Below are 21,479 nucleotides of genomic sequence, written 5' to 3'. Positions count from 1 at the left end.
TCCCCGAGCCGGGGCCTGCCAGGACCATCATTGGTCCCGACAGGTGAGCGATCGCCCGAAGCTGAGATGGATTTCTCTTCATATTTATTTGCTTAATTTCTCAATAGCCGCCTTTACACGTTTGATTGTCTCGTCTTTACCGATAATCTCCATGATCTCAGTAGCACCAGCCGGTGTCATCTGCTTGCCGGAAACAGCAGTACGCAGAGGCCACATTACGTATCCGTTCTTATAGCCGTGCTCTTTTACGAATGCACTTAAGGTCTCAAATAACGGATCATTTGTATAATCTTCCTGCTCTTCCAGAACCGGAAGTACTTCTTTTAATACTGCAAGAGAAGTCTCTTCATTTGTTTTCATTTTCTTATGGCAGTACATAGCGGAATCATATTCCGGTACTTCCTCAAAGAAGTCAATCAGAGCCGGGATATCAGGGAATGTTTCGATTCTTGTCTGTACCATTCCTGCAATCTTCTTGAAGTTGTAATCTTTCTTCAGAACTTCTTTCATGTATGGAAGTGCTTTCTCATAGAACTCATCCGGATCCATTTTCTTAATATATTCGCCGTTCATCCAGCGCAGTTTTGCAATGTCAAAGACTGCCGGTGATTTATTGATATGACGGTAGTCAAATGCCTGTACCAGTTCATCCAGTGTAAAGATCTCTCTGTTATCTGCAGGGCTCCATCCGAGAAGTGCTACATAGTTAATGATCGCTTCTGATACAAATCCCTGATCAAGCAGATCTTCGTAGGAAGAATGTCCGCAGCGTTTGGAAAGTTTCTGGTGTGTCTCGTCTGTGATCAGAGGACAGTGTACATAAACCGGGATATCCCATCCGAATGCTTCGTAGATACGGTTGTATTTCGGAGCGGAGGAAAGGTATTCGTTACCTCTTACTACGTGTGTGATCTCCATTAAATGGTCATCAACTACGTTTGCAAAGTTATATGTCGGATATCCGTCAGATTTGATAAGGATCAGGTCTTCGAGTTCCTCGTTGTTTACTGTGATATCTCCATAGATTACATCGTGGAACGTTGTAGTTCCTTCTGTCGGCATGTTGAAGCGGATTACGTGTGGTTCTCCGGCATCAAGACGGCGCTGTACTTCTTCTTTGGAGAGTTTAAGGCAGCGTTTGTCGTAGATGGAGATCTCTTTTCCTCCTACAATACGTTTCATGCCTTCGAGTTCTTCTTTGTGGCAGAAGCAGTAGTATGCGTCTCCCTGTTCTACTAACTGCTGTGCATATTTCAGGTAGATTCCCTGTGCCTGACGTTCGCTCTGTACGTATGGTCCAAAACCTTTGTCTTTGTCCGGACCTTCGTCGTGGAGAAGTCCTGTCTTTGCAAGGGTACGGTAGATGATGTCTACGGCACCTTCTACGTAACGTTCCTGGTCTGTATCTTCAATACGGAGAATGAAATCTCCGCCTTCGTGTTTTGTAATAAGGTATGCGTATAATGCTGTTCTTAAATTTCCAACATGCATTCTGCCTGTAGGGCTTGGTGCAAATCTTGTTCTGATCTTGGTCATAACTTTTCACTCCTGAATTATTTATATATTCAAAATCTGTAAAAAAAGACCCTGCTTAAAAGCAGCGCCTTTCTACTTTCGGGTTTATTATACGTCAGAGGCTTTCTTATTTCAAGTCGGGATATTGGAAAATTTTAATGTTTTTTGAAAAGGGACGCATGGGAAGCAATCATGTCCGGGGGCTCAGTTTCAGAACCATTGTATTTCTAGGCATTCGGGAAGCCGCTAAAAACATGAGCCGCTCTCTCAAACTCGCTCCGTTGCAAACTTCGCTCAGACAGTGAAACGATCGGCTCATAACGCGTCTTTCCGAATACCAAGAACTACAATGAACCCTCAAATTCGCCCCCGGACATGATTGCTTCCCATGCTGGCTACTGTCCTCTGGAAATATTGCACACACATTCTTCTGTATGGCTGTTGTAATAAATATCTGCATAGTATTACGTCACATTCAGGACCATTCGAATACTTATCCTCTGCTTCACAATAATTCTGGCGTTCTTTTTAAGTACAGTCATTCTTCCATCTTCTGTTCCTTATCAGTAAGTTCTTCCAACTCACTTATCACAATATAATAGAGGGATGTTTCAATTTTGCGAAGCTACTATTTTTGTGATATTTGCCACTAAATATAAATAACTCAACTTTCCCAGCTGATATTTCCAAATAAATCCTGAATAAATGCGGCTTGAGATGCAATCCATTCACTTACTTTACATTTTATAATGGATGTAATATCAGCAGATAATGTTAAAATGTGTTCCACAAACAGAGCCATAAGACTCTGAAGTGCACTGGTTAAGTCCATGTCCTGGATATCATCACAGAACATGAAGAATAATTCGCCATACGTTTTCTGGTCATTTTGGTTCCTCCGGATCCATTCCAGAATGATATATCTTGTAAATACAATGGTCGTATGGCTTACCATTGCACCATAATTATGGCTCTGAAATTCAGTGCCTAACTTCAGAAAGGATTTTGATGATCTGAAAAAACATTCGATAGACCATATGCCGATATTTTAGAAATGCCGATAAAATTTCTGTAAGATTCCATGCCTGACTCAATATCAGGCATGGTTAATAAACTATCGGCATTTATTTTAATCCACAAAGCCGCTTGATAGCATCTTCGTCATTGGCATACTTGAACACCACATCATCCTTAAAGACGGATCTGTCACTATCGCTAAGCTTATGCAGTGCTTCCCTCTTCATCTCTTCAGTAACCTTGGCGTAGAAACGAGTCGTTTCTATATTCGAATGACCAAGCCATTCAGATATAGTAGGGAGAGGCACCCCCGTAGACGATGTTCAAAATTTGTGACCTTATCTGCCAGAGCCTGCCGCTGATACAATCTGCTTTCAATCTGATGGACAAGTACATTTCGAGACCAACCGTTTTCTGCTGACTTTTGGATATACCATTTACGTTCATTCATATCAGCAACCTTATCCAGAAGAACAATATTGTGACCCCACGGAATTTGTGCAACAACCTGTTGCACAAATTCTCGATCCGGATAAGTCTCAGCGAATTTTGCCATATACTTCAAATTACGAACAGAATAACCTTTGCTTTCTGGAAAAGCTATCCGAATATCTGCTGCAAGGTTATCAATAAACTTATTGCCCCATGACTTATGTTCATTGATCACACAACCGATGTCATAATAAAGAAGAATCATATCTGCATTCACATGAACCGCCGCACGGTATTGTGCCGCAGTAATTTCACTCTTGATATTTTCAATAATAGAAAGATACTCAGATGTATTCATTAGCACACTCATCGCCTCGCTTTCACATAATTCTTATCATTATTTTTCTCTCTTGATATGCTAATATGTAATTCAAAAATAATCCATATACTCTTTTATCTTTTTCCATAATAAATCGGTAACAGCAATCTTTTCTGTAAAATAAAAAAAGCTTCATAATATCATTTTCTGATTACAATTGATCAAAATAATGATATCATGAAACCATTTTAGCGTAAAGCTGAAAAGATTGTTATTTCTTCTACTCCATTTTAAACAGTAACCAATGAGAAAGAACAGATGAAAACGTAAGATGTCTGGCTACTGGCAAAATAACATATTTCCACTCAGTACAAATATTGCAAAAGTACATGACAACATACAACAAAACAGCGCATAAAAATATTTTATTTGGAGTGCATTTGCAGGGGTCTTAGATATTCTTAGCTCTCAGAAATCTGCGTTATGAGCCGGCTGCTTCACTGTCTGAGCGGAGTTTGCAACGGAGCGAGTTTGACAAGACGGCTCATGCTTTTAGCAGATTTCTGAGGGCTTAGAATATCTTAGGTCCCGAAACCGCACTCCAAATAAAATATTTTTATGCGCGTCCCTTTTGACGATTACAATCTACATCCTGCGAAATCTCTCATAACGTTCCTGTGCAATCTGTTCACCTCTTTTACCAGATTGTTTCACCAGAAACTGCTTCATTCTAATCTTCATATACTCTGCGATTTCCAGTAAGTTTTCCTCACTTGCAGGATATTCCTCCGGTATAATGCGTTCGATGACTCCCAGTTCTTTCAGATGAGCCGCTGTTACTTTCATAACTTCTGCGGCTTCTGGTGCTTTTCTGCTGTCTTTCCAGAGGATGGAGGCGAAGCCCTCCGGTGAGAGGATGGTGTAGGTTGCATTTTCCATCATCCAGACTTCGTTACCGACTGCCAGTGCAAGTGCACCGCCGCTGCCGCCTTCGCCAATTACAATAGAAAGTACTGGCACTTTCAAGTCTGACATTTCGAGGAGATTGCGTGCAATGGCTTCGCCCTGTCCGCGTTCTTCTGCTTCGAGTCCGCAGAATGCTCCCGGTGTATCTACAAATGCGATGACTGCGCGTCCGAATTTCTCTGCCTGTTTCATCAGGCGAAGTGCTTTTTTATAGCCTTCGGGTGATGGCATTCCGAAATTGCATTTGATATTTTCTTTTGTGGTGTGCCCTTTTCGGATTCCGATTACGGTGACGGGTTGTCCGTCCAGTGTGGCGATGCCGCCGATGATGGCATTGTCGTCTCTGACACCCCTGTCGCCGTGGAGTTCCATGAAGTCATCGAAGATCGTGTCAATGTATTCTGCTGCAGACGGGCGATTGCTGCTTCTGGCAATCTGGACTCTGTCCCAGGCGGTGAGGTCTTTTTGTTTCTTCTGCTTTTTCTTTTTACCAAAGGTGTCGAATGCTCTTGCCGGGGTTTCCTGTGGAAATTCTCCGTATTGTTCTTTTGTACTGTGTAGTTTCAGGATGAGGGAAAGGGTATCGTGCATGGACCCTCGTTCTGCAATTCCGTCGAGAAATCCATGTTCCAGAAGAAATTCCGGTCTCTGGAAGCCTTCCGGGAGTTTCTGGCCTATGGTCTGTTCTATGACTCTTGGACCGGCGAATCCGATCAGGGAGCCCGGTTCTGCAAGGATGATGTCTCCGAGCATGGCGAAGCTTGCAGTGACGCCGCCGGTGGTGGGGTCTGTCAGTACAGATGTATAAAGGAGTCCTGCTTCGGAGTGGCGTTTGATGGCTGCGGAGGTTTTTGCCATCTGCATCAGTGATACGATTCCTTCCTGCATTCTTGCGCCGCCGGAGCAACAGAACAGGATAACCGGTAGGCCCTGACGTGTGGCTTCTTCAAATGAGCGGGTAATTTTTTCTCCCACTACATAACCCATGGATGCCATCAGGAATCTGGCGTCCATGGCTCCGAGTACGGTGCGGATGCCGCCGATGGTGGCTTCCCCGATGAGGATTGCCTCGTCCATTTTTATTTTCTCTTTCAGATCTTCAATCTTTTGTGGGTAGTTCGGATAGTCCAGGGGATTGCTGTTTTCGATTCCTGTGAACCACTCTTTGAAGCTTCCCTTGTCTGCGATCATTTTGATGCGGCGTTTCGCGCTGATCCTGAAATATCCTCCGCATTTCGGGCACACGTAGGCGTTGGATATTACGTCTTCTCTGTAAACTATTTCTCCGCACTTTGGACATTTGATCCATAAGCCTTCAGGTACGGAAACAGATGCGGACTGTTTGTTCCGCTCTTCTGAAACTGTTTTCTTAAAAAATCTCTTCAAGTCTGCCATTAAAATCCTGCTCCTTTATGTAACCCAATTCTTTTATAAATCCGGATAATGCTGCGGAATGAAATCTGTAGTGATATTCCCCTCCTGGAAGTCTGGCTGGTTCAGCAGTTCGTACAGGAAGTCTACGTTTGTCTTTACCCCTTCAATCGCGACTTCCCCAAGTGCGCTGATCATCTTCCGGATGGCGCTGCGGCGGTCTTTGTCGTAGACGATGATCTTGGCGATCATGGAATCGTAGTATGGCGGAATTGCATAGTCATTGTAGACTGCTGTATCCACGCGGATTCCGTTTCCGCCAGGCAGATGCAAGTCTGTGATCCTGCCGGGACATGGCATGAAATATCTCTCAGGGTCTTCGGCATTGATCCTGCATTCCATGGCATGACCACGGATTTCTATATCTTTCTGCTGAACGCTTAATGGTTCGCCTGCTGCGATACGAATCTGCTCTTTGATCAGGTCTACGCCTGATACGAATTCCGTTACCGGGTGCTCTACCTGGATTCTGGTGTTCATTTCCATGAAATAGAATTCGCCGGACTGATCCAGCAGGAACTCTATGGTTCCCGCGCTTTCGTATCCTGCTGCCTTTGCGGCGCGGACCGCGGTCTCACCCATCTTCTTTCGCAGTTTGTCAGAGATCGCGATGCACGGGGATTCCTCGATCATTTTCTGGTGTCGTCTCTGGACGGAACAGTCACGCTCTCCGAGATGGATCGCATTTCCGTATTTATCTGCAAGAATCTGCACTTCCACATGTCTCGGATTCTCTACGAAACGTTCCAGATACATGGTATTGTCGGAGAAAGAATGGACGGACTCCTGCTGTGCTGTCTCGAATAATTTAGCAAATTCCTGCTCATTTCTGGCTACACGCATTCCTTTTCCGCCGCCTCCTGCAGAAGCCTTGATCATGACCGGGAAGCCGATTTCTTTTACTGCTTCCTGTGCTTCTGCCACTGTGTAGACCGGCTCTTTTGTGCCTGGAACTACCGGGACTTTGGCTCTGCGCATCGTGTTTTTTGCTTCGGATTTATTTCCCATTCTGGAAATGACTTCCGCGGATGGACCGATAAATGCTACGTTGCATTTCTCACACATCTCTACGAAACGGCTGTTCTCTGAGAGAAAACCAAAGCCCGGATGAATGGCTTCTGCGTTTGTGGCAATAGTTGCGCTTAATATCCGTTCCATGTTCAGATAACTGTCTGTGGACTGTGCTTTGCCAATGCAGACTGCTTCATCTGCAAGCTGTGTGTGCAGGGCATCTCTGTCTGCTTCTGAATATACGGCAACTGTACGGATTCCCATTTCGCGGCATGCGCGGATAATGCGCACTGCGATCTCGCCTCGGTTGGCGATTAAAATTTTTCCAAACATCTGTTATGCTCCTACTGCAAAGGTCAGTTCTGCGATCACTGCTACTTTTCCGTCCTGATTTGTGGCTTTTGCTCTGCCGACTCCCATCGGACCTTTTTCTTTGATAATTTCTACTTCAAGTGTAAGAGTGTCGCCCGGGACTACTTTGTTCTTAAATTTCGCATTGTTAATGGATGCAAAGTATGCGATTTTTCCCTTGTTTTCCGGTTTGCTCAGGATTGCAACTGCACCGGTCTGGGCAAGTGCTTCGATGATCAGGACTCCCGGCATGATCGGTTCTTGTGGGAAGTGGCCGGCGAACTGCGGCTCATTGTATGTGATGCATTTCTTTCCTGTTGCTTTTACGCCCGGAACCAGATCTTCGATTGTATCGATCAGGAGGAACGGGTGTCTGTGGGGAATAATTTCCATGATTTCTTTTGTTGTAAGTTTCATTATAAATACCTCCTTATCTTTTGTTACTGTTCATTCCATGTCCAGTAACACGTTTCGCGCCGTATGTCTCAGGATTTTGGCATACTCATGCCAAAGCACCTCGCGGAATAGTAGCGTGTGAACAGTAACTATCTTTTTCTCTATTCTATCACAAACATTGGCTGTCCGAACTCTACCATCTGTTCATTTTCTACCAAAATCTGTTTAACTGTGCCATCGAATTCTGATTCAATCTCGTTCATCAGTTTCATTGCTTCTACAATGCCAAGGACCTGACCTTTGCTTACTTTGTCTCCGACTTTTACGAACGGAGCGCTGTCAGGTGATGAGGCTGCATAGTAGATTCCTACAAGCGGGGATTTCACTACATTTCCTGTGAGTGTTTCTTCATCAGATACTATACCTGCGCCTGTCTCATTCTGTCCGGCAGACTGGGACGCTGACTGCACAACTGGCTGTACTGCTGCCTGATACTGGGCAGCAAATGCTGCTGCATCTGCATTTGCTGCTACCTGCTGCACGATTGTTTTCTCTGCTGACATGGAGATGTTTAAGTTTCCGTCCTGCAGATTAAATTGTGTCAGCTTTGAATCGCTGACTGCGTGGATCAGTTCTAATATATTTGATAATTCCATTTATTTCCTCCTGCCTGAATCAATTAGATATTCAGACTGTCTGATCCAGACAGATATCTGATTTTTCGCTCCGCCGGATCTGTATTAATTATTGTTTCTGTAAGATTAGTCTTCGTATTTCTTAATAAGTAAAGATGCGTTATGTCCGCCAAATCCCAGGGAGTTTGACAGTGCATATTTGATATCCATCTTAACCGGGCCGTTTCCTACATAATCCAGGTCGCACTGTTCATCCGGTACCTGATAGCCTACAGTCTGGTGGATCAGTCCTTCCTGAAGTTCTTTCACGCAGGTGATCACTTCTACTGCACCGGCTGCGCCTAAAAGATGTCCTGTGATGGATTTGGTGGAGTTTACTTTCATTTCTTTTGCATGCTCACCGAATGTCTTCTTGATGGCAATGGTTTCGAATAAGTCGTTATGGTGTGTACTTGTACCGTGAGCGTTTACATACCATACGTCATCTGTAGAAATGCCTGCTTCTTTTACTGCAAGTTCCATAGCTTTGGCTGCACCGGAGCCGTCTTCTGCAGGAGATGTGATGTGAAATGCATCGCCGGTTGCACCGTAGCCTGTGACTTCAGCAAGGATTTTTGCACCACGTGCTTTTGCGTGTTCCAGTTCTTCCAGAACTACGACACCTGCACCCTCACCCATAACGAAACCACTTCTTTCTTTGTCAAAAGGAATGGAACATCTCTTCGGATCCGTGGAGGATGTCAGGGCTGTCAGAGCTGCAAAACCGCCGAAGCCTGTTGGTGTGATGGCTGCTTCTGTTCCACCTGCGACCATTACGTCTGCATCAGACCACTGGATGGTGCGGTATGCTTCACCGATACTGTGGGTTCCTGTTGCGCAGGCTGTTACAACGTTGATGTTCTTTCCACGGAGGCCGAACTGAATGGATACATTTCCGGATGCCATGTTGGAGATCAGAAGTGGGATCATCAGAGGATTCAGTCTGCCCGGGCCTTTTGTCTCCAGGATCTCGCAGGATTTCTCTACTACCTGCATGCTTCCGATGCCGCTTCCTACGCTGCATCCTACACGGAACGGATCTTCTTTTGTCATGTCAAGGCCGGACTGCTCGATGGCTTCTTTTGCTGCTGCAACTGCATACTGGCTGAAAAGTTCCATACGTTTGGCTGATTTGAAATCCATGTAATCTTTTGCATTAAAATTATTGATCTCTGCTGCCATGTGTGCTCTGTATTTGTTTGTGTCGAAACGGGTTACTTCTGCAAAATTTGTTTTGCCCTCTTTTACACTGTTCCAGAATTCTTCTACATTCAGACCTACAGGAGTGATAGCTCCCATACCCGTGATCACTACTCTTCTCATTTTCTTCTCCTCATCTATGTAACATTATTCAATATTTCTGACAAATAAGCGTCTTCTTCCGACACTTTTATCTGTCTCTGCTTTATACATTCATACCGCCATCCACACTGATGACCTGTCCTGTGATATAATCTGCTTTGTCTGATGCCAGAAATACTACCGCATTTGCAATATCTTCCGGTTTTCCGAATCGTCCCAGAATGATCTGCTTACAAGCATTCTCTTTCAGTTCTTCAGAAAGTACTTCTGTCATTTCTGTGTCTACGAATCCCGGTGCAATGGCGTTTACTGTGATTCCACGGCTTCCGAGTTCTCTTGCCATTGTCTTTGTCAGACCGATAACTCCTGCTTTGGATGCTGCATAGTTTGCCTGGCCTGCATTTCCAAGGATTCCGGAAACAGAGGAAATATTGATGATCTTTCCGTTTCTCTGTTTCAGCATCTGACGGGCGCTGTGACGAATGGTATTAAATGTGCCTTTCAGATTTACATTTAATACGGAATCAAAATCTTCTTCTTTCATTTTCATGATCAGACCGTCTTTGGTGATCCCGGCGTTATTTACCAGAATATCCAGATGACCGTGTTCTTTTACCACATCTTTTATCATGGCTTCGCAGGCTTCGAAATCGCTGATATTGCATTTATATATAGAAGCTTTTCCACCGTTTTCTTCGATGGTCTGCTTTACTTCTTTTGCACGCTCTTCGGAGCCATTGTAATTGACGATCACCTCTGCACCTTCTTTTGCAAGCGCAATGGCGATAGCGCGTCCGATGCCGCGTCCTGCACCGGTGACAAGTGCTACTTTATTCTCCAGCATTTACAGACAACTCCTTTCTTACTGCTTCCAGGTCTTCTACTTTCTCTATATGTAAGGCTTTTACATTTCTGTTGATTTTCTTAAGAAATCCGGTCAGTGTCTTTCCTGGTCCGATTTCGATAAATGTATCTACACCATCACTGATCATCTGCTCTACAGACTGCTGCCAGCGCACGGAGGAAGCCACCTGTTTTACGAGAAGCTCCTTTACCTGTTCAGGCTCTGTCACGTTCTGTGCAGTTACATTTGTCACATATGGAATGGCAAACTTCTGAATCTCCACATCTGCCAGAGCCTGTCCAAGTTTCTCTCCGGCTTCTCTCAGAAGTCCGCAATGGAAAGGTCCGCTGACTTTAAGCGGGATCACACGTCTTGCACCGGCTGCTTTTAATGCCTCTCCTGCTGCTGCGACTGCTTTCTCTTCTCCTGTGATCACAATCTGTCCGGGGCAGTTATAATTTGCAATGGATACAATTCCTTCTGTCTCCTGGCAGACCTTTTCGATAAGTTCTGCATCTGTTCCAAGGACTGCTGACATTGCGCCGCCTGTCGGATATGCCTCCTGCATCAGGATTCCTCTTTTTCGCACTACTGCGAAGGCATCCTCTTCTGTCATTACTCCGGACGCTGCAAGGGCACCGTACTCGCCAAGGCTTAATCCGGCATTTACCTGGGATGTGATCCCGGATTCCTCTGCTGCTCTTAAGATTGCGATCTCTGCTGCCAACATAGCGATCTGTGTATATTCTGTAATATCTAAATTCTCATTTTCTTCAAAACACAAAGCTTCCACATCAAGACCGGATGCTTTGGATGCTTTTTCAAACACCTCACGGCTTACAGGAAATTTCTCGTAGAAATCCTTTGCCATACCTGTATACTGTGCGCCCTGTCCCGGGAATACAAATGCAATTTTGGACATATCTGTTTCCTTTCTTTGTTTCTGTTTCAAATTATTTTATTTTAAAATATTTTGATATTCAAATTATAATATCAAAAAATTTCTCCCGGGAGCCATTTCCGACTCCGGGGAGTTTTTATCTTTGTCTGTAAGTCCGTAAGATTAAGCTTCTACGCCTTTATCTTTCAGGTAATCCATAACAGCGCCAACTGTTGTCAGATCTGTAAGATCTTCTGCAGGGATCTCAATATTATATTCGTCTTCCAGAGCCATAACCAGTTCAAAGAGGTCAAGGGAATCTGCTCCAAGGTCATCCTTGAAAGATGTGTCAGCATTAATTTCTGCTGCGTCACAATTTAACTGTTCTGCGATCATTTCACTCATTTTTTCTAACATAGTTCTCTTCTCCTTTAATTCAAGCCCCGGATATTTCTTTCTCTTGTCTCCAGCTCCGGATATTACTTGTTTCTTTCTTGTTTTTATTTTTATTAAGCGGGATTTATCCGCTTTCATGCTTATTTCTAACCGGACAGTATGATACTCAGTTCTATCAACATAGTCGTTACATACGGTCCAATTACTTTGATGCTCAAAGTATATATTCTCCACTTCTGTTTGTCAAGCACTATTTTATTTAATTTTTAACGCCTGTGTATCGACAGTACCTGTCGACAAGTTGATTCCTGAAACATTCTTATTTTTTATTTCAGGTCATTCTTCAAACTTAATCTGCCTTGCCACACTCAGTGCAAGGCCCATCTCCGCCATCAGGAACAGAACTGACGTACCTCCGTAACTGATAAACGGCAGGGTAACACCCGTATTCGGCATAAGATTTACAACAACTGCGATATTCAGGATAACCTGCAGCGCAATATGGATAAAAATTCCGCTGACCATCAGAGAACCAAACATATCCGGTGCATTCTGTGCGATAAAAAACAGTCTGTACATCAGATATGCATACAGCATCAATACGATCAGACCTCCAAAAATTCCAAGTTCCTCACAAATAATCGAGAAAATCATATCATTCTGAGCCTCAGGTACACTTCCCAGCTTCTGAATACTGTTTCCAAGTCCTCTGCCAAAGAATCCGCCGGAACCAATCGCATACAATGCCTGAATCGTCTGATATCCCCAGGTATCTGCAAAGTCCTCGGGATGAAGCCATACCATGATTCGTCTCAGACGGAAACTTCCACTTCCATCAACACTTAATGTTGCTTTCAGGAAGAGAACTCCTATAACGCACAAACCAATCACAACTCCTGCAATGATCAGGAAAATCTTTGTATCAGGATGTGCAACAAAGATCAATCCTGCAGTGATACAGAAAATAATGATCGCTGTACTCAGGTTATCGGTAAATACATATGCGATCAATGCAAGAAATGCTCCTGCACCGCCAAGCACCATACATCCTTTTAAGGTCTTTACTTTCTTTCCCATATGTACGATCATATATGGCAGGCAAACAATAACTGCAATCTTTGCAATTTCAGCCGGCTGGAACTGAATCGGTCCCAGATTCAGCCATCTCTGGGCTCCGTTTGCAGACTGTCCAAGAGGGGTCTTAACCAGCATCATCAGCACGACCGCCGCTACATACAATATCGTTGCAAAACGATTCAGAATACGATAGTTGATCTTGGAAATGACCAGTGCCATAATAATACACGCCACACTGATCAGCGCCTGTTTCTTGAAGAAAAACATATCGTCTCCATATTTCAGTTCCGCCGTGTACGAGCTTGTACTGTACAGCATAATAAGTCCAAAACAGGTCAGCAGTACAATAACAGCAACCAGACTGTAGTCATAATAATCTGCCCTGGTCTTTCGTCGTGTATTGCTCCTTCCCGACGAAGTTCTGTATGATTGCTTCTGTGATTTTGTATTTGACATTTAATCACCTGTTGCTTTCTAAATTTATTTTTCTGTGAAAGATAAACTTGATTTCCTATCTGTTCCGAAGTGATAAGATCTATTTTCCCCGGATTTCGTTCTCATTATAGCAGAAACCTTTCTTATAAGCAATGGGGCAGTTGCACAATGCATCTGCCCCACTAAGTCCTCCGCTGCTGTTCTTTCCATTCTCAGCAACATTTCTTATTAGTCACTGTTCTTTCCCGTAACAATTCCACAAAATTATTCTTCATCATCAATTTCAATCGGGTCAGATTCAAAGATGAATTTAACATTTCCATCCATATCACTGGATCTGTCTGTGAATGTTGTGTACATCACATCGTCAGACTGAATTGTTTCGAATCTGTCAAGGATATCCTGAAGATCTCCATTTACAGTATCATCCAGTTTCTTGATACCTTCTTTGTAAAACTTCTTCTGTCCTTTATTTAATTCTTTTGCACCGTCATTGAGATCTTTGATACCATCTTTGAGCTGATCACTGCCGTCTGACAGTTCATTTGTTCCATCAAGTAATGTCTTTGTTCCGGAAACAAGGCTGCATGTTCCGGATGCAAGAGTCTGTGCTCCAGATGCGAGAGTCTGTGCTCCGGATGCAAGCTGAGATGCTCCACTGTTTAATGTAGAACTGTTGGATGAAAGCTGGGACGCTCCGCTGTAAAGCGCTCCACTGTTGGATGACAGAGTATCTACACCACTTACAAGCTGACCTGTTGCAGAACTGATCTGTGACATACCACTTGTAAGGCTCTTTCTGGCACTCTTAAGAGTCTTAGCACCTTTTAACAATGCCTGCGCATTGGCATTGTTCTCACCTTGAAGCTGGGTGATTCCTGCTGTTAATGTCTTACCTGAACTGAGAAGTGTATCTGCACCTGAAATCATCTGCTCTGTGCTTGCTTTTGCAAGGCTTTCATATCCGCTCTGCAGAGTTTTGTTTGCAGCTGTCAGCTGGTCAGATCCGCTCTTAAGCTGATTGATTCCCTCTAACATTTCCGGTAACTGCTGCTCAAGACCTCCAAACAGTCCGCTCAGAGTGCTCACACCATTTGCAATCTCATTTCCTGTTGCTGCAAGCTGACTTCCGCTGGCTGTCAGTGCATCGTCATTAGAAGTAAGTTCCTTTGCCCCTGCATTCAACTGTGCTACAGTTGCCTGTACCTGCTGCATTCCCTGACTTAATGCCTGTAACTGCTGCTGAAGCTGTTCCATGCTGCTGTTTACTGCTGCTTCCTGTGTATCTGCTGCTGATTCAGCACTGTCTGCAGATGCTCTTAAGCTGTCTGCTGCTGCCTGAAGTGCAGATGTGTCAGGTGCAGAAGTTGTAATTGTAGAAGTATCAATATTAGATGCGCTGTTCTCAGCTGCCTGAATAGAACCTAAAGCACCGTTAATTGCAGATTCTACAGCAGCAGCTGTCTCATCATCCATATTGCTTGTGTCAATATTGTATAAAGCAGATTCTGCTGCTTCCAGCTGACTGCTGACTGCAGCAACTCCTGCTTCTACAGAAGATGCATCAACAGAAACATCAGAAGAATCACTGATCCAGGACTCAATTGCATCAGCCTGGCTGTTCATTGTATCTGCGCTGTCATTTAACTGACCGGACATTGCCTGCGCACTTGCCTGTACTTCAGAAGCTGTCGAAGCACTCATACCTTCCAGGGCAGTTTCAAGCTGTTCCAGACCTGCTGCAAGTTTCTCTACACTCTCAATGTACTCCTGTACTTTAGAAGTATAAGTAGAAACACCTGTTGTATAAGCTGTAATATTCTGACTGAAATTAGCAAGCTCATTTGCATCAATCTGGCTGGAAAGAGCTGTCATTTTATCTACAGCAGTCTGGATTCCGGTTACTGCTGAATTAATTCCAGGAGTCATCTGTCCAATACCCTCTACCAGACTCTTAATACCTCCTGCGTACTGGCTTACACCTCCTGCCAGCTGATTAACACCTGCAATATACTGCTGCATGCCGTCTGTCAGAGTAGTTGTACCATTCACATAACTTTGTACACCTCCTGCCAGCTGATTACCGCCTGCAACGTATGCATTTACGCCCTCAGTAAGGGTTTTCATTCCCTCTTCATATTCTGCCATCTTGCTGTCCAGTGTATCTACACCGGCTGTATACTGCTGAATTCCTGCTGAAAGTGTGTCTGCTCCTGAAGTATAAGAAGAAACTCCACTGCTTAAAGACTGTGCTCCTGTATTTAATGTCTGCGCTCCACTGCTTAACTGCTGTGCACCGTCATCCAGTTCTTTCGCACCATCATTAAGGTCGCTGACACCGGATTTCAGAGTACCGATTCCATCATAAAATTCTTTGTATTTATCATTCAGTGTCGTTGTTCCATCATAGAGATCTTTTGTACCATCTACCAGTTTTACTGCTGCATCTGTCAGATCTTTCATGGAGTCCTTCAGATCATCCAGTCCATCGATATTATCAAAGTCAATATCGCTGAAGATATCTGACATCGCTACTGTAAATGCAGAGCTCATCTCGCAGTCTGTAACATCTGCTTCCATTGTAAATCCTTCCGGAATATCAACATCATCTGCGATATCATCGGACAGATCAAGACTCTCTTTCATTCCAGGCATTCCAAGACCGATCACGATATTTCTGCTTCCGTCGGAGATTACTTTTCCATTGTCTACCGTTACATTGGAGAAATTGTCTGTAGAAAGGATCATTCCAGTTACCATAACGAATGGAGAATAGATATCTGTTTTCTCTCCGTTTACTTTCTTAGTTGTCTTGGAAGTATTTGTATAAGTAACTTCCATCTTAAGGTGTCCGGTCTTTCCTGCCAGGTCATCCGGAGAAACTTCTGTACCATCCAGATAGTATTTGATTCCTACGGAAACTGGGAGATCTTTATCAGTTTTTCCCTGATAATAAATATCTTTTCCGTCTGTACTCCATGTCAGGTTATCACCGTTCTGTGTAAAAGTTTCATCACCTTTTACGTTCTTGATATCTGTCAAATCAGAGGTATCTTTAATCTCAGATCCTGAGCTGTCTCCCGAGTTCTTCAGCCAGTTGGATACAGTAACATCTGTTACATCTCCGGCTGCTGTTGTATTTACATAAACAGTCTCTTCTTTCTGAACACTGTTGTCACTTGTTGAAGCAGCAGCTGCCATTACAGTACCTGCTCCGAGAACTACGGCCATTCCTGCTGCAAGTGACGCTGCAGCTGCTTTCTTTCTGTTTCTGTTCATAATAGATTACTCCTTTATATTCTCTCTTTACAACAATAAGCTTCTTTATATAATTTTCTTTCTTATTTCTTCTCTTCTGCCATTTTCTTCTTGGCAAATCCAATAGATGTATGGCAGATAAGCGGGTCAAATATCATAAACATTGCCGGCAGTACCAAAAGTACGACTAATGTACTGATAACCGCACCACGTGAAAGCAGGTTTGTGATACTTCCGATCATATCAACCTGTGTATAAAGACCAACACCAAAGGTCGCTGCGAAGAAGCTGCATCCACTTATCACGATGGATTTCATGGAAGTCTTATGCGCAATAGCAATGGATTCTTTCTTACTCTTTCCAAAGCCTCGCTCTTTCTGATATCTGCTGGTCATCAGGATCGCGTAGTCAACAGTTGCACCCAGCTGGATACATCCGATAACGATACTTGCTACGAATACAACTTCTTTTCCCTGATAATACGGAACAGACATGTTAACGAAAATCGCAAACTCAATAACTGCAACCAGGATAAACGGAAGAGAAATTGATTTGAATACGATCATGATAATAATGAAGATCGCCAGGATGGAAACTGTATTTACTGTCTTTAAGTCTACATCTGTAACATCCTGTAAGTCCTTTGTCAGAGGTGCTTCACCGATTACCATGGATTCCGGACTGTAGCCTTTTACAATCTTCTGGATCTCATCGATCTGGTTATTTACTTCGTCTGTCGCTGTCTTATATTCAGAACAGATAAATTCCATCTCATATTCATCGCTCTCCAGCATCTTCTTCAGATCACTCGGGATCATGGTATCCGGAAATGCAGCGCCTACGAAAGAGTCCATTCCAAGTGCCCATTTCACACCGTCAACATCTTTGATCTGGTTGAGCATTTCTGTCTTTTCTTTTGATGTCAGTCCCTTCTTTAATAATACCATATGTACATTGTTCATGTTAAAGGTATCCTGAAGTTTTGCGTTTGCCACGTTACTATCCAGAGTAGAAGGAAGTGATTTATCAATATTATAGTAGTTTTTCAGGTTGTTGTTTCCGTGGATAGCCGGGAAAAGCACTACCAGGAAAATGATCAGCCATACTTTATAATGCTTTGTGATAAAAGCAGATGCTTTATCAAAGCTTGGAAGCAGCGGCTTATGTGTTGTCTTCTCAATTGCTCTGTCAAAGGTAAGTACCAGAGCAGGAAGTAAAGTTACACAACATAAAACACCGATAACAACACCCTTGGCCATTACAATACCCATGTCACGTCCAAGTGCAAAGGTCATAAAGCAAAGTGCGATAAATCCGGCAACTGTTGTGATGGAACTTCCGATTACAGATTTGAAAGTTGCATTGATGGCATGTGCCATAGCTCTCTCTTTGTCATCTTCAAATCGTTTCTTGTTCTCCTCATAACTGTTCAGCAGGAAGATGGAATAGTCCATGGTAACACCTAACTGAAGGACTGCTGTCAGTGCCTGAGTGATATAGGAAATCTGACCCAGGAAAATGTTACTTCCAAGGTTGTATAAAACTGCAACGCCGATACAGAGCAGGAAGAGTACCGGAACAACCAGTGAATCCATTGCAAGAAGCAGTACTACTAATGAGAGACAGGATGCAATGACAACGTAGATCGGCATCTCTTTCAGTGCAATCTGTTTGATATCAGTAACGATACCTGTCATTCCGCTGACAAAGCAGTTCTCAGAAGTAATCTTACGGATTTCGGTTACCGCATCCATAGAGGTTTCAGATGATGTTGTATTGTCAAACAACGCAATCATCATTGTCGCATCTCCATTAAAGAATGCATTTCTCAAATCCTTTGGAAGCATTTCTACAGGAACGGAAACATCCATGATGCTGTCATACCATAAAACTTTCTTTACATGGTCTACTGCTTCTATTTTCTCTTTCAGAGCAGCTACATCTTTTAGTTCCATATCCTCCACGACTATCATGGAGAACGCTCCCATTCCAAACTGGTCTACCATGATATCCTGACCCTCAACTGTTTCCAGGGTATCCGGCAGATAGCTTAATACATCATAATTGATTCTGGTTGCAGCCATACCGAGATACGCCGGAATCAGTAATGCGATTCCGATGATAATGATCAGTATTTTGTGTTTTGCAATCCACTTTCCTACCTTAATCATCTTTTTCTCCTTTTCTCTTTTCTTATTGATACTGTTTAATCATTCTATGACCAACAGTCATTTTTTATCTCATGGAATGTTATATAACAAAACTGACTGTCAGTCAATAATCATTCTTCACAATTTGTCTAAATTTTTCCACCAGTTAATATAGACACATTGACAAAAATTGTTGTTCAAAAATATGGGGGAAAAATATAATATTGACTTTTAGTCATTTTTGTTTAAAATGAAATTAAGAATGTATGAAAGAAGGATCTGTAATGGGAAAGCTGGATTTAAATAAGAAAAAGAAAAAGGACGCTCTGTTTAACACCGCCTTTGAACTTTTTACAACAAAAGGGCTTACCAAAACCACAATTTCAGATATTGTAAATCAGGCCGGGGTTGCCAAGGGTACTTTTTATCTTTATTTTAAGGATAAGTATGATATCCGCAACAAACTGGTTTCCCATAAAACAGGTGAGTTGTTTTTCCGTGCACATGAGGCACTGCAGGCTTCCCAGATAACTGAATTTGACCAGCAGGTGCATTTTATCGTAGATTATATCCTCACGGAGCTTGGACAGGACCGCAACCTTCTTCTTTTTATTTCCAAGAATCTGGCATGGGGCGTATTTAAGGGTGCTTTTGAAGAGAAAATGCCGGATGATGAATATAACTTCTATCAGTCCTATCTGGATATGCTGGCGCAGAATGGACTTCATTATAAGAATCCGGAACTGATGCTCTTTACCATCATTGAACTGGTAGGCTCCACATGTTATAGCTGTATCCTGTATCAGCAGCCAGTATCTATGACGGAGTATCGTCCTTATCTGCACAAGACAATTTCAGGGATCATGGAAACATTTGCCCAGGATAACAGCACCTGCGCAGCCTTGCCTCCTGCGGATGCCATCGATCACAGTGCATAGCAGCCGGATTCTCTATCTATATTATTATATAAAACAAAAGAAAGCTTCGAAAATCAGAACCTGTATCTGAATATTTCGAAGCTTTCTTTTGTTTTATATAATTTCTATTCTTTTCCAGTAGATATATACTGTCTGAGTACACCTGCCACGTTACTGATCGGCATAGTCTGAAGCCATACATGACCAGGGCCGGTCACTTCTGTATTAAATACACCTTCGCCGCCGAAGAGCATATTCTTCACACCCGGAACTGTTACAATTTCCATCTGACAGCTTGCACTCATAGCGGCCAGATGTCCTGTGTCAATTACGATCTTCTGTCCTGCTTTCAGTTCATATTCCACCACATGTCCGTCAAATTCAGCAAAAAGCGTTCCGTTTCCGGAGAATTTCTGCATGATAAATCCTTCACCGCCAAAGAATCCTGCACTGAACTTTCTGCTGAAATGTACGGAACAGTCCACACTTGCTTCACTGGCAAGAAATGCCGTTTTCTGTGCTATGATCTCATTTCCCGGTGTGATATCAAATGCACGGATAGATCCCGGAAAACAGGACGCAAATGCGATCATTCCGTTGCCTCCAACTGCTGTATAAATGTTCTGAAACATTTTCTCACCCGAGAACATTCGTCCAAACATCTTTCCGATCCCACCATTGGAAGTTGTCTCCATCTTCATATTCGGGGACATCCATGACATTCCGCCGCCTTCTGTTACAATTTTCTCTCCGTTATCCAGATAACAGATCACTACCGGAAGGGTATCACCTTTAATTTCATATCTCATATCAGTCGCTCCTTTCCATTCTGAATTCTCTGTCTGACCGATTCTGTCAGAAACACTTACTGCATGGGCCATATCCCATCGCTTCTGCCTCAGACTGTGTCACCTGTCTGGCTGTATCAGGGTTCATTCTGCCACAATTTGGAATACTGTGATATTTTTCGCCGGTTGCAGGAATCCATACCATAGTTCCATAATTTTCCTCCTGTGCCGGTTCCTGTACCTGTTCCTGCTCCTGAGCCTGTACCTGTTCAGAAGCAGCTGCTGTCTCCTGCTGACTCTGTACTGCATCACCGGAAGAATAATCATTGCATGGATCCTGTGACCAGGAGATTGTCGTTCCGTCAGATACCGCAATAATAGTTCCCTGCTTATCTGTTCGAAATACCGGAATCTCCATATCGGACAAACGTCCCATTGTCTCTGCTGACGGATGATTATACTGATTATTCACTCCACAGCTGATCACTGCATAAGATGGAGATGTTGCTTCAAGGAAATCCCATGTTGTTGAACTTGCAGATCCATGGTGTCCTACTGAAAGAACATCACAGTCCAGGTTCATTCCCGTACTGATCATATCCTGCTCACTGGTTTCTTCCGCATCTCCTGTAAAGATAAAACTGTTAGAACCATTTTCAAGTTTGATCACAACAGAGTTATCATTGCTGTTCTGGCTGATACCATCCGGTGCAAGAACAGTAAAGCTTCCGGTACCAAAATCAAAGGTGTCGCCTACAGATGGATACTGTACAATGATCGCATTTGCAGTTGCAGTATTCATAAATGTATTAAACAGATTAGATGTATGAACGTAATCTGATCCCAGAACATTGCTTACATTAAAGCTGTTTAAGCATTTGACAAGACCACCAAGATGATCTTCATCATAATGAGAAGAGATCATATAGTCGATCGTCTCTACATTCTGCTGCTGTAAATAAGATACTACCTGATCTGCATGACTCTGATCTCCGCCGTCATATAGCAGATTCTGTCCGCCAGACTGTACCAGAATGGCATTTCCCTGTCCAACATCGAGGAAATGAACTTCCATGTCCCCGCCGGCTGCCGCATTTACTGTCAGCGCTGACTGTGGAACCAATGTGAAAAGTAAAAGAAGCAGAGATAAAATTATTGATTGTAGTTTGCTTTTTCTTTTCATAAATGAATTCTCCTGATTTAATTTAATACTCAAACTTCCCACACCATTTGGTGTGCTAAACCTTGAAAAATCAATATTTTAACCCATAAAAAAGGCATAAATCACTTGCATGTGGTATAATTGAATTGTCAAAAACA

General features: G+C 43.2%; 17 protein-coding genes. 1 reads left to right on the top strand and 16 read right to left on the bottom strand.

The window, feature by feature from the left end; translation table 11 throughout:
- Window positions 1-84: 84 nt before the first annotated feature.
- The 14 genes from gltX to ACTNES_RS12340 form a co-directional block, all read right to left on the bottom strand.
- Window positions 85-1,536 (bottom strand): glutamate--tRNA ligase, encoded by a 1,452-nt coding sequence (gene gltX / locus ACTNES_RS12405; RefSeq protein WP_291817063.1) that lies wholly within the window; start codon window positions 1,534-1,536, stop codon window positions 85-87.
- Window positions 1,537-2,179: 643 nt separating this feature from the next.
- Window positions 2,180-2,470, bottom strand: a complete 291-nt coding sequence (locus ACTNES_RS12400; RefSeq protein ID WP_441039476.1) for a hypothetical protein — start codon at window positions 2,468-2,470, stop codon at window positions 2,180-2,182.
- 324 nt (window positions 2,471-2,794) lie between these two features.
- Window positions 2,795-3,322 carry a DUF1016 N-terminal domain-containing protein gene (locus ACTNES_RS12395; protein ID WP_291810941.1) on the bottom strand — a complete coding sequence of 176 codons (528 nt, stop codon included), beginning with the start codon at window positions 3,320-3,322 and terminating at the stop codon, window positions 2,795-2,797.
- A 606-nt stretch (window positions 3,323-3,928) separates the two neighbouring features.
- Window positions 3,929-5,644 carry an acetyl-CoA carboxylase carboxyltransferase subunit alpha gene (locus tag ACTNES_RS12390; RefSeq protein WP_441039474.1) on the bottom strand — a complete coding sequence of 572 codons (1,716 nt, stop codon included), beginning with the start codon at window positions 5,642-5,644 and terminating at the stop codon, window positions 3,929-3,931.
- 33 nt (window positions 5,645-5,677) lie between these two features.
- A complete protein-coding gene (locus ACTNES_RS12385) occupies window positions 5,678-7,024 on the bottom strand; it encodes an acetyl-CoA carboxylase biotin carboxylase subunit (RefSeq protein WP_291815975.1) in 1,347 nt (448 codons plus the stop codon).
- A gap of 3 nt (window positions 7,025-7,027) precedes the next feature.
- The gene (gene fabZ / locus ACTNES_RS12380) at window positions 7,028-7,459 is read right to left on the bottom strand and encodes a 3-hydroxyacyl-ACP dehydratase FabZ (RefSeq protein ID WP_019162348.1); all 432 of its coding nucleotides are present in this window, start codon (window positions 7,457-7,459) and stop codon (window positions 7,028-7,030) included.
- Between the two features lie 140 nt (window positions 7,460-7,599).
- On the bottom strand, window positions 7,600-8,094 hold the full coding sequence (gene accB, locus ACTNES_RS12375; protein WP_291811799.1) for an acetyl-CoA carboxylase biotin carboxyl carrier protein: 495 nt from the start codon (window positions 8,092-8,094) through the stop codon (window positions 7,600-7,602).
- 105 nt (window positions 8,095-8,199) lie between these two features.
- A complete protein-coding gene (gene fabF, locus ACTNES_RS12370) occupies window positions 8,200-9,435 on the bottom strand; it encodes a beta-ketoacyl-ACP synthase II (RefSeq protein ID WP_291815978.1) in 1,236 nt (411 codons plus the stop codon).
- Between the two features lie 82 nt (window positions 9,436-9,517).
- The gene (gene fabG, locus ACTNES_RS12365; protein WP_291811805.1) at window positions 9,518-10,258 is read right to left on the bottom strand and encodes a 3-oxoacyl-[acyl-carrier-protein] reductase; all 741 of its coding nucleotides are present in this window, start codon (window positions 10,256-10,258) and stop codon (window positions 9,518-9,520) included.
- Entirely contained in the window at window positions 10,245-11,180 is a 936-nt protein-coding gene (gene fabD / locus ACTNES_RS12360; protein ID WP_441039471.1) for an ACP S-malonyltransferase, read from the bottom strand. Before fabD ends, fabG begins: the two co-directional genes overlap by 14 nt.
- 141 nt (window positions 11,181-11,321) lie before the next feature.
- Window positions 11,322-11,555, bottom strand: a complete 234-nt coding sequence (gene acpP, locus ACTNES_RS12355) for an acyl carrier protein (protein WP_216459743.1) — start codon at window positions 11,553-11,555, stop codon at window positions 11,322-11,324.
- A gap of 315 nt (window positions 11,556-11,870) precedes the next feature.
- Window positions 11,871-13,067: an FtsW/RodA/SpoVE family cell cycle protein gene (locus ACTNES_RS12350; protein WP_441039469.1), complete on the bottom strand. Its 1,197-nt coding sequence runs from the start codon at window positions 13,065-13,067 to the stop codon at window positions 11,871-11,873.
- A 243-nt stretch (window positions 13,068-13,310) separates the two neighbouring features.
- Window positions 13,311-16,325: a hypothetical protein gene (locus ACTNES_RS12345; protein WP_291811816.1), complete on the bottom strand. Its 3,015-nt coding sequence runs from the start codon at window positions 16,323-16,325 to the stop codon at window positions 13,311-13,313.
- A 62-nt stretch (window positions 16,326-16,387) separates the two neighbouring features.
- Window positions 16,388-18,475 carry an efflux RND transporter permease subunit gene (locus ACTNES_RS12340; protein ID WP_441039466.1) on the bottom strand — a complete coding sequence of 696 codons (2,088 nt, stop codon included), beginning with the start codon at window positions 18,473-18,475 and terminating at the stop codon, window positions 16,388-16,390.
- Window positions 18,476-18,738: 263 nt separating this feature from the next.
- On the opposite strand from ACTNES_RS12340, the gene ACTNES_RS12335 reads away from it, so the two are divergent.
- Window positions 18,739-19,392, top strand: a complete 654-nt coding sequence (locus ACTNES_RS12335) for a TetR/AcrR family transcriptional regulator (RefSeq protein WP_441039465.1) — start codon at window positions 18,739-18,741, stop codon at window positions 19,390-19,392.
- A 104-nt stretch (window positions 19,393-19,496) separates the two neighbouring features.
- Here the strand turns inward: ACTNES_RS12335 and ACTNES_RS12330 are convergent, their stop codons facing one another.
- Both ACTNES_RS12330 and ACTNES_RS12325 read right to left on the bottom strand, forming a co-directional pair.
- On the bottom strand, window positions 19,497-20,180 hold the full coding sequence (locus ACTNES_RS12330; protein ID WP_291815985.1) for a TIGR00266 family protein: 684 nt from the start codon (window positions 20,178-20,180) through the stop codon (window positions 19,497-19,499).
- A gap of 46 nt (window positions 20,181-20,226) precedes the next feature.
- Window positions 20,227-21,342: a ComEC/Rec2 family competence protein gene (locus ACTNES_RS12325; RefSeq protein ID WP_291811828.1), complete on the bottom strand. Its 1,116-nt coding sequence runs from the start codon at window positions 21,340-21,342 to the stop codon at window positions 20,227-20,229.
- Between the last annotated feature and the right edge of the window lie 137 nt (window positions 21,343-21,479).

The organism is Blautia sp. HCP3S3_D9 (genome assembly GCF_052063845.1).
Classification (GTDB): Bacteria; Bacillota; Clostridia; order Lachnospirales; family Lachnospiraceae; genus Blautia_A.
Note: the sequence above shows the minus strand (reverse complement) of the source record. Positions and strands in the feature narration are given on the sequence as shown.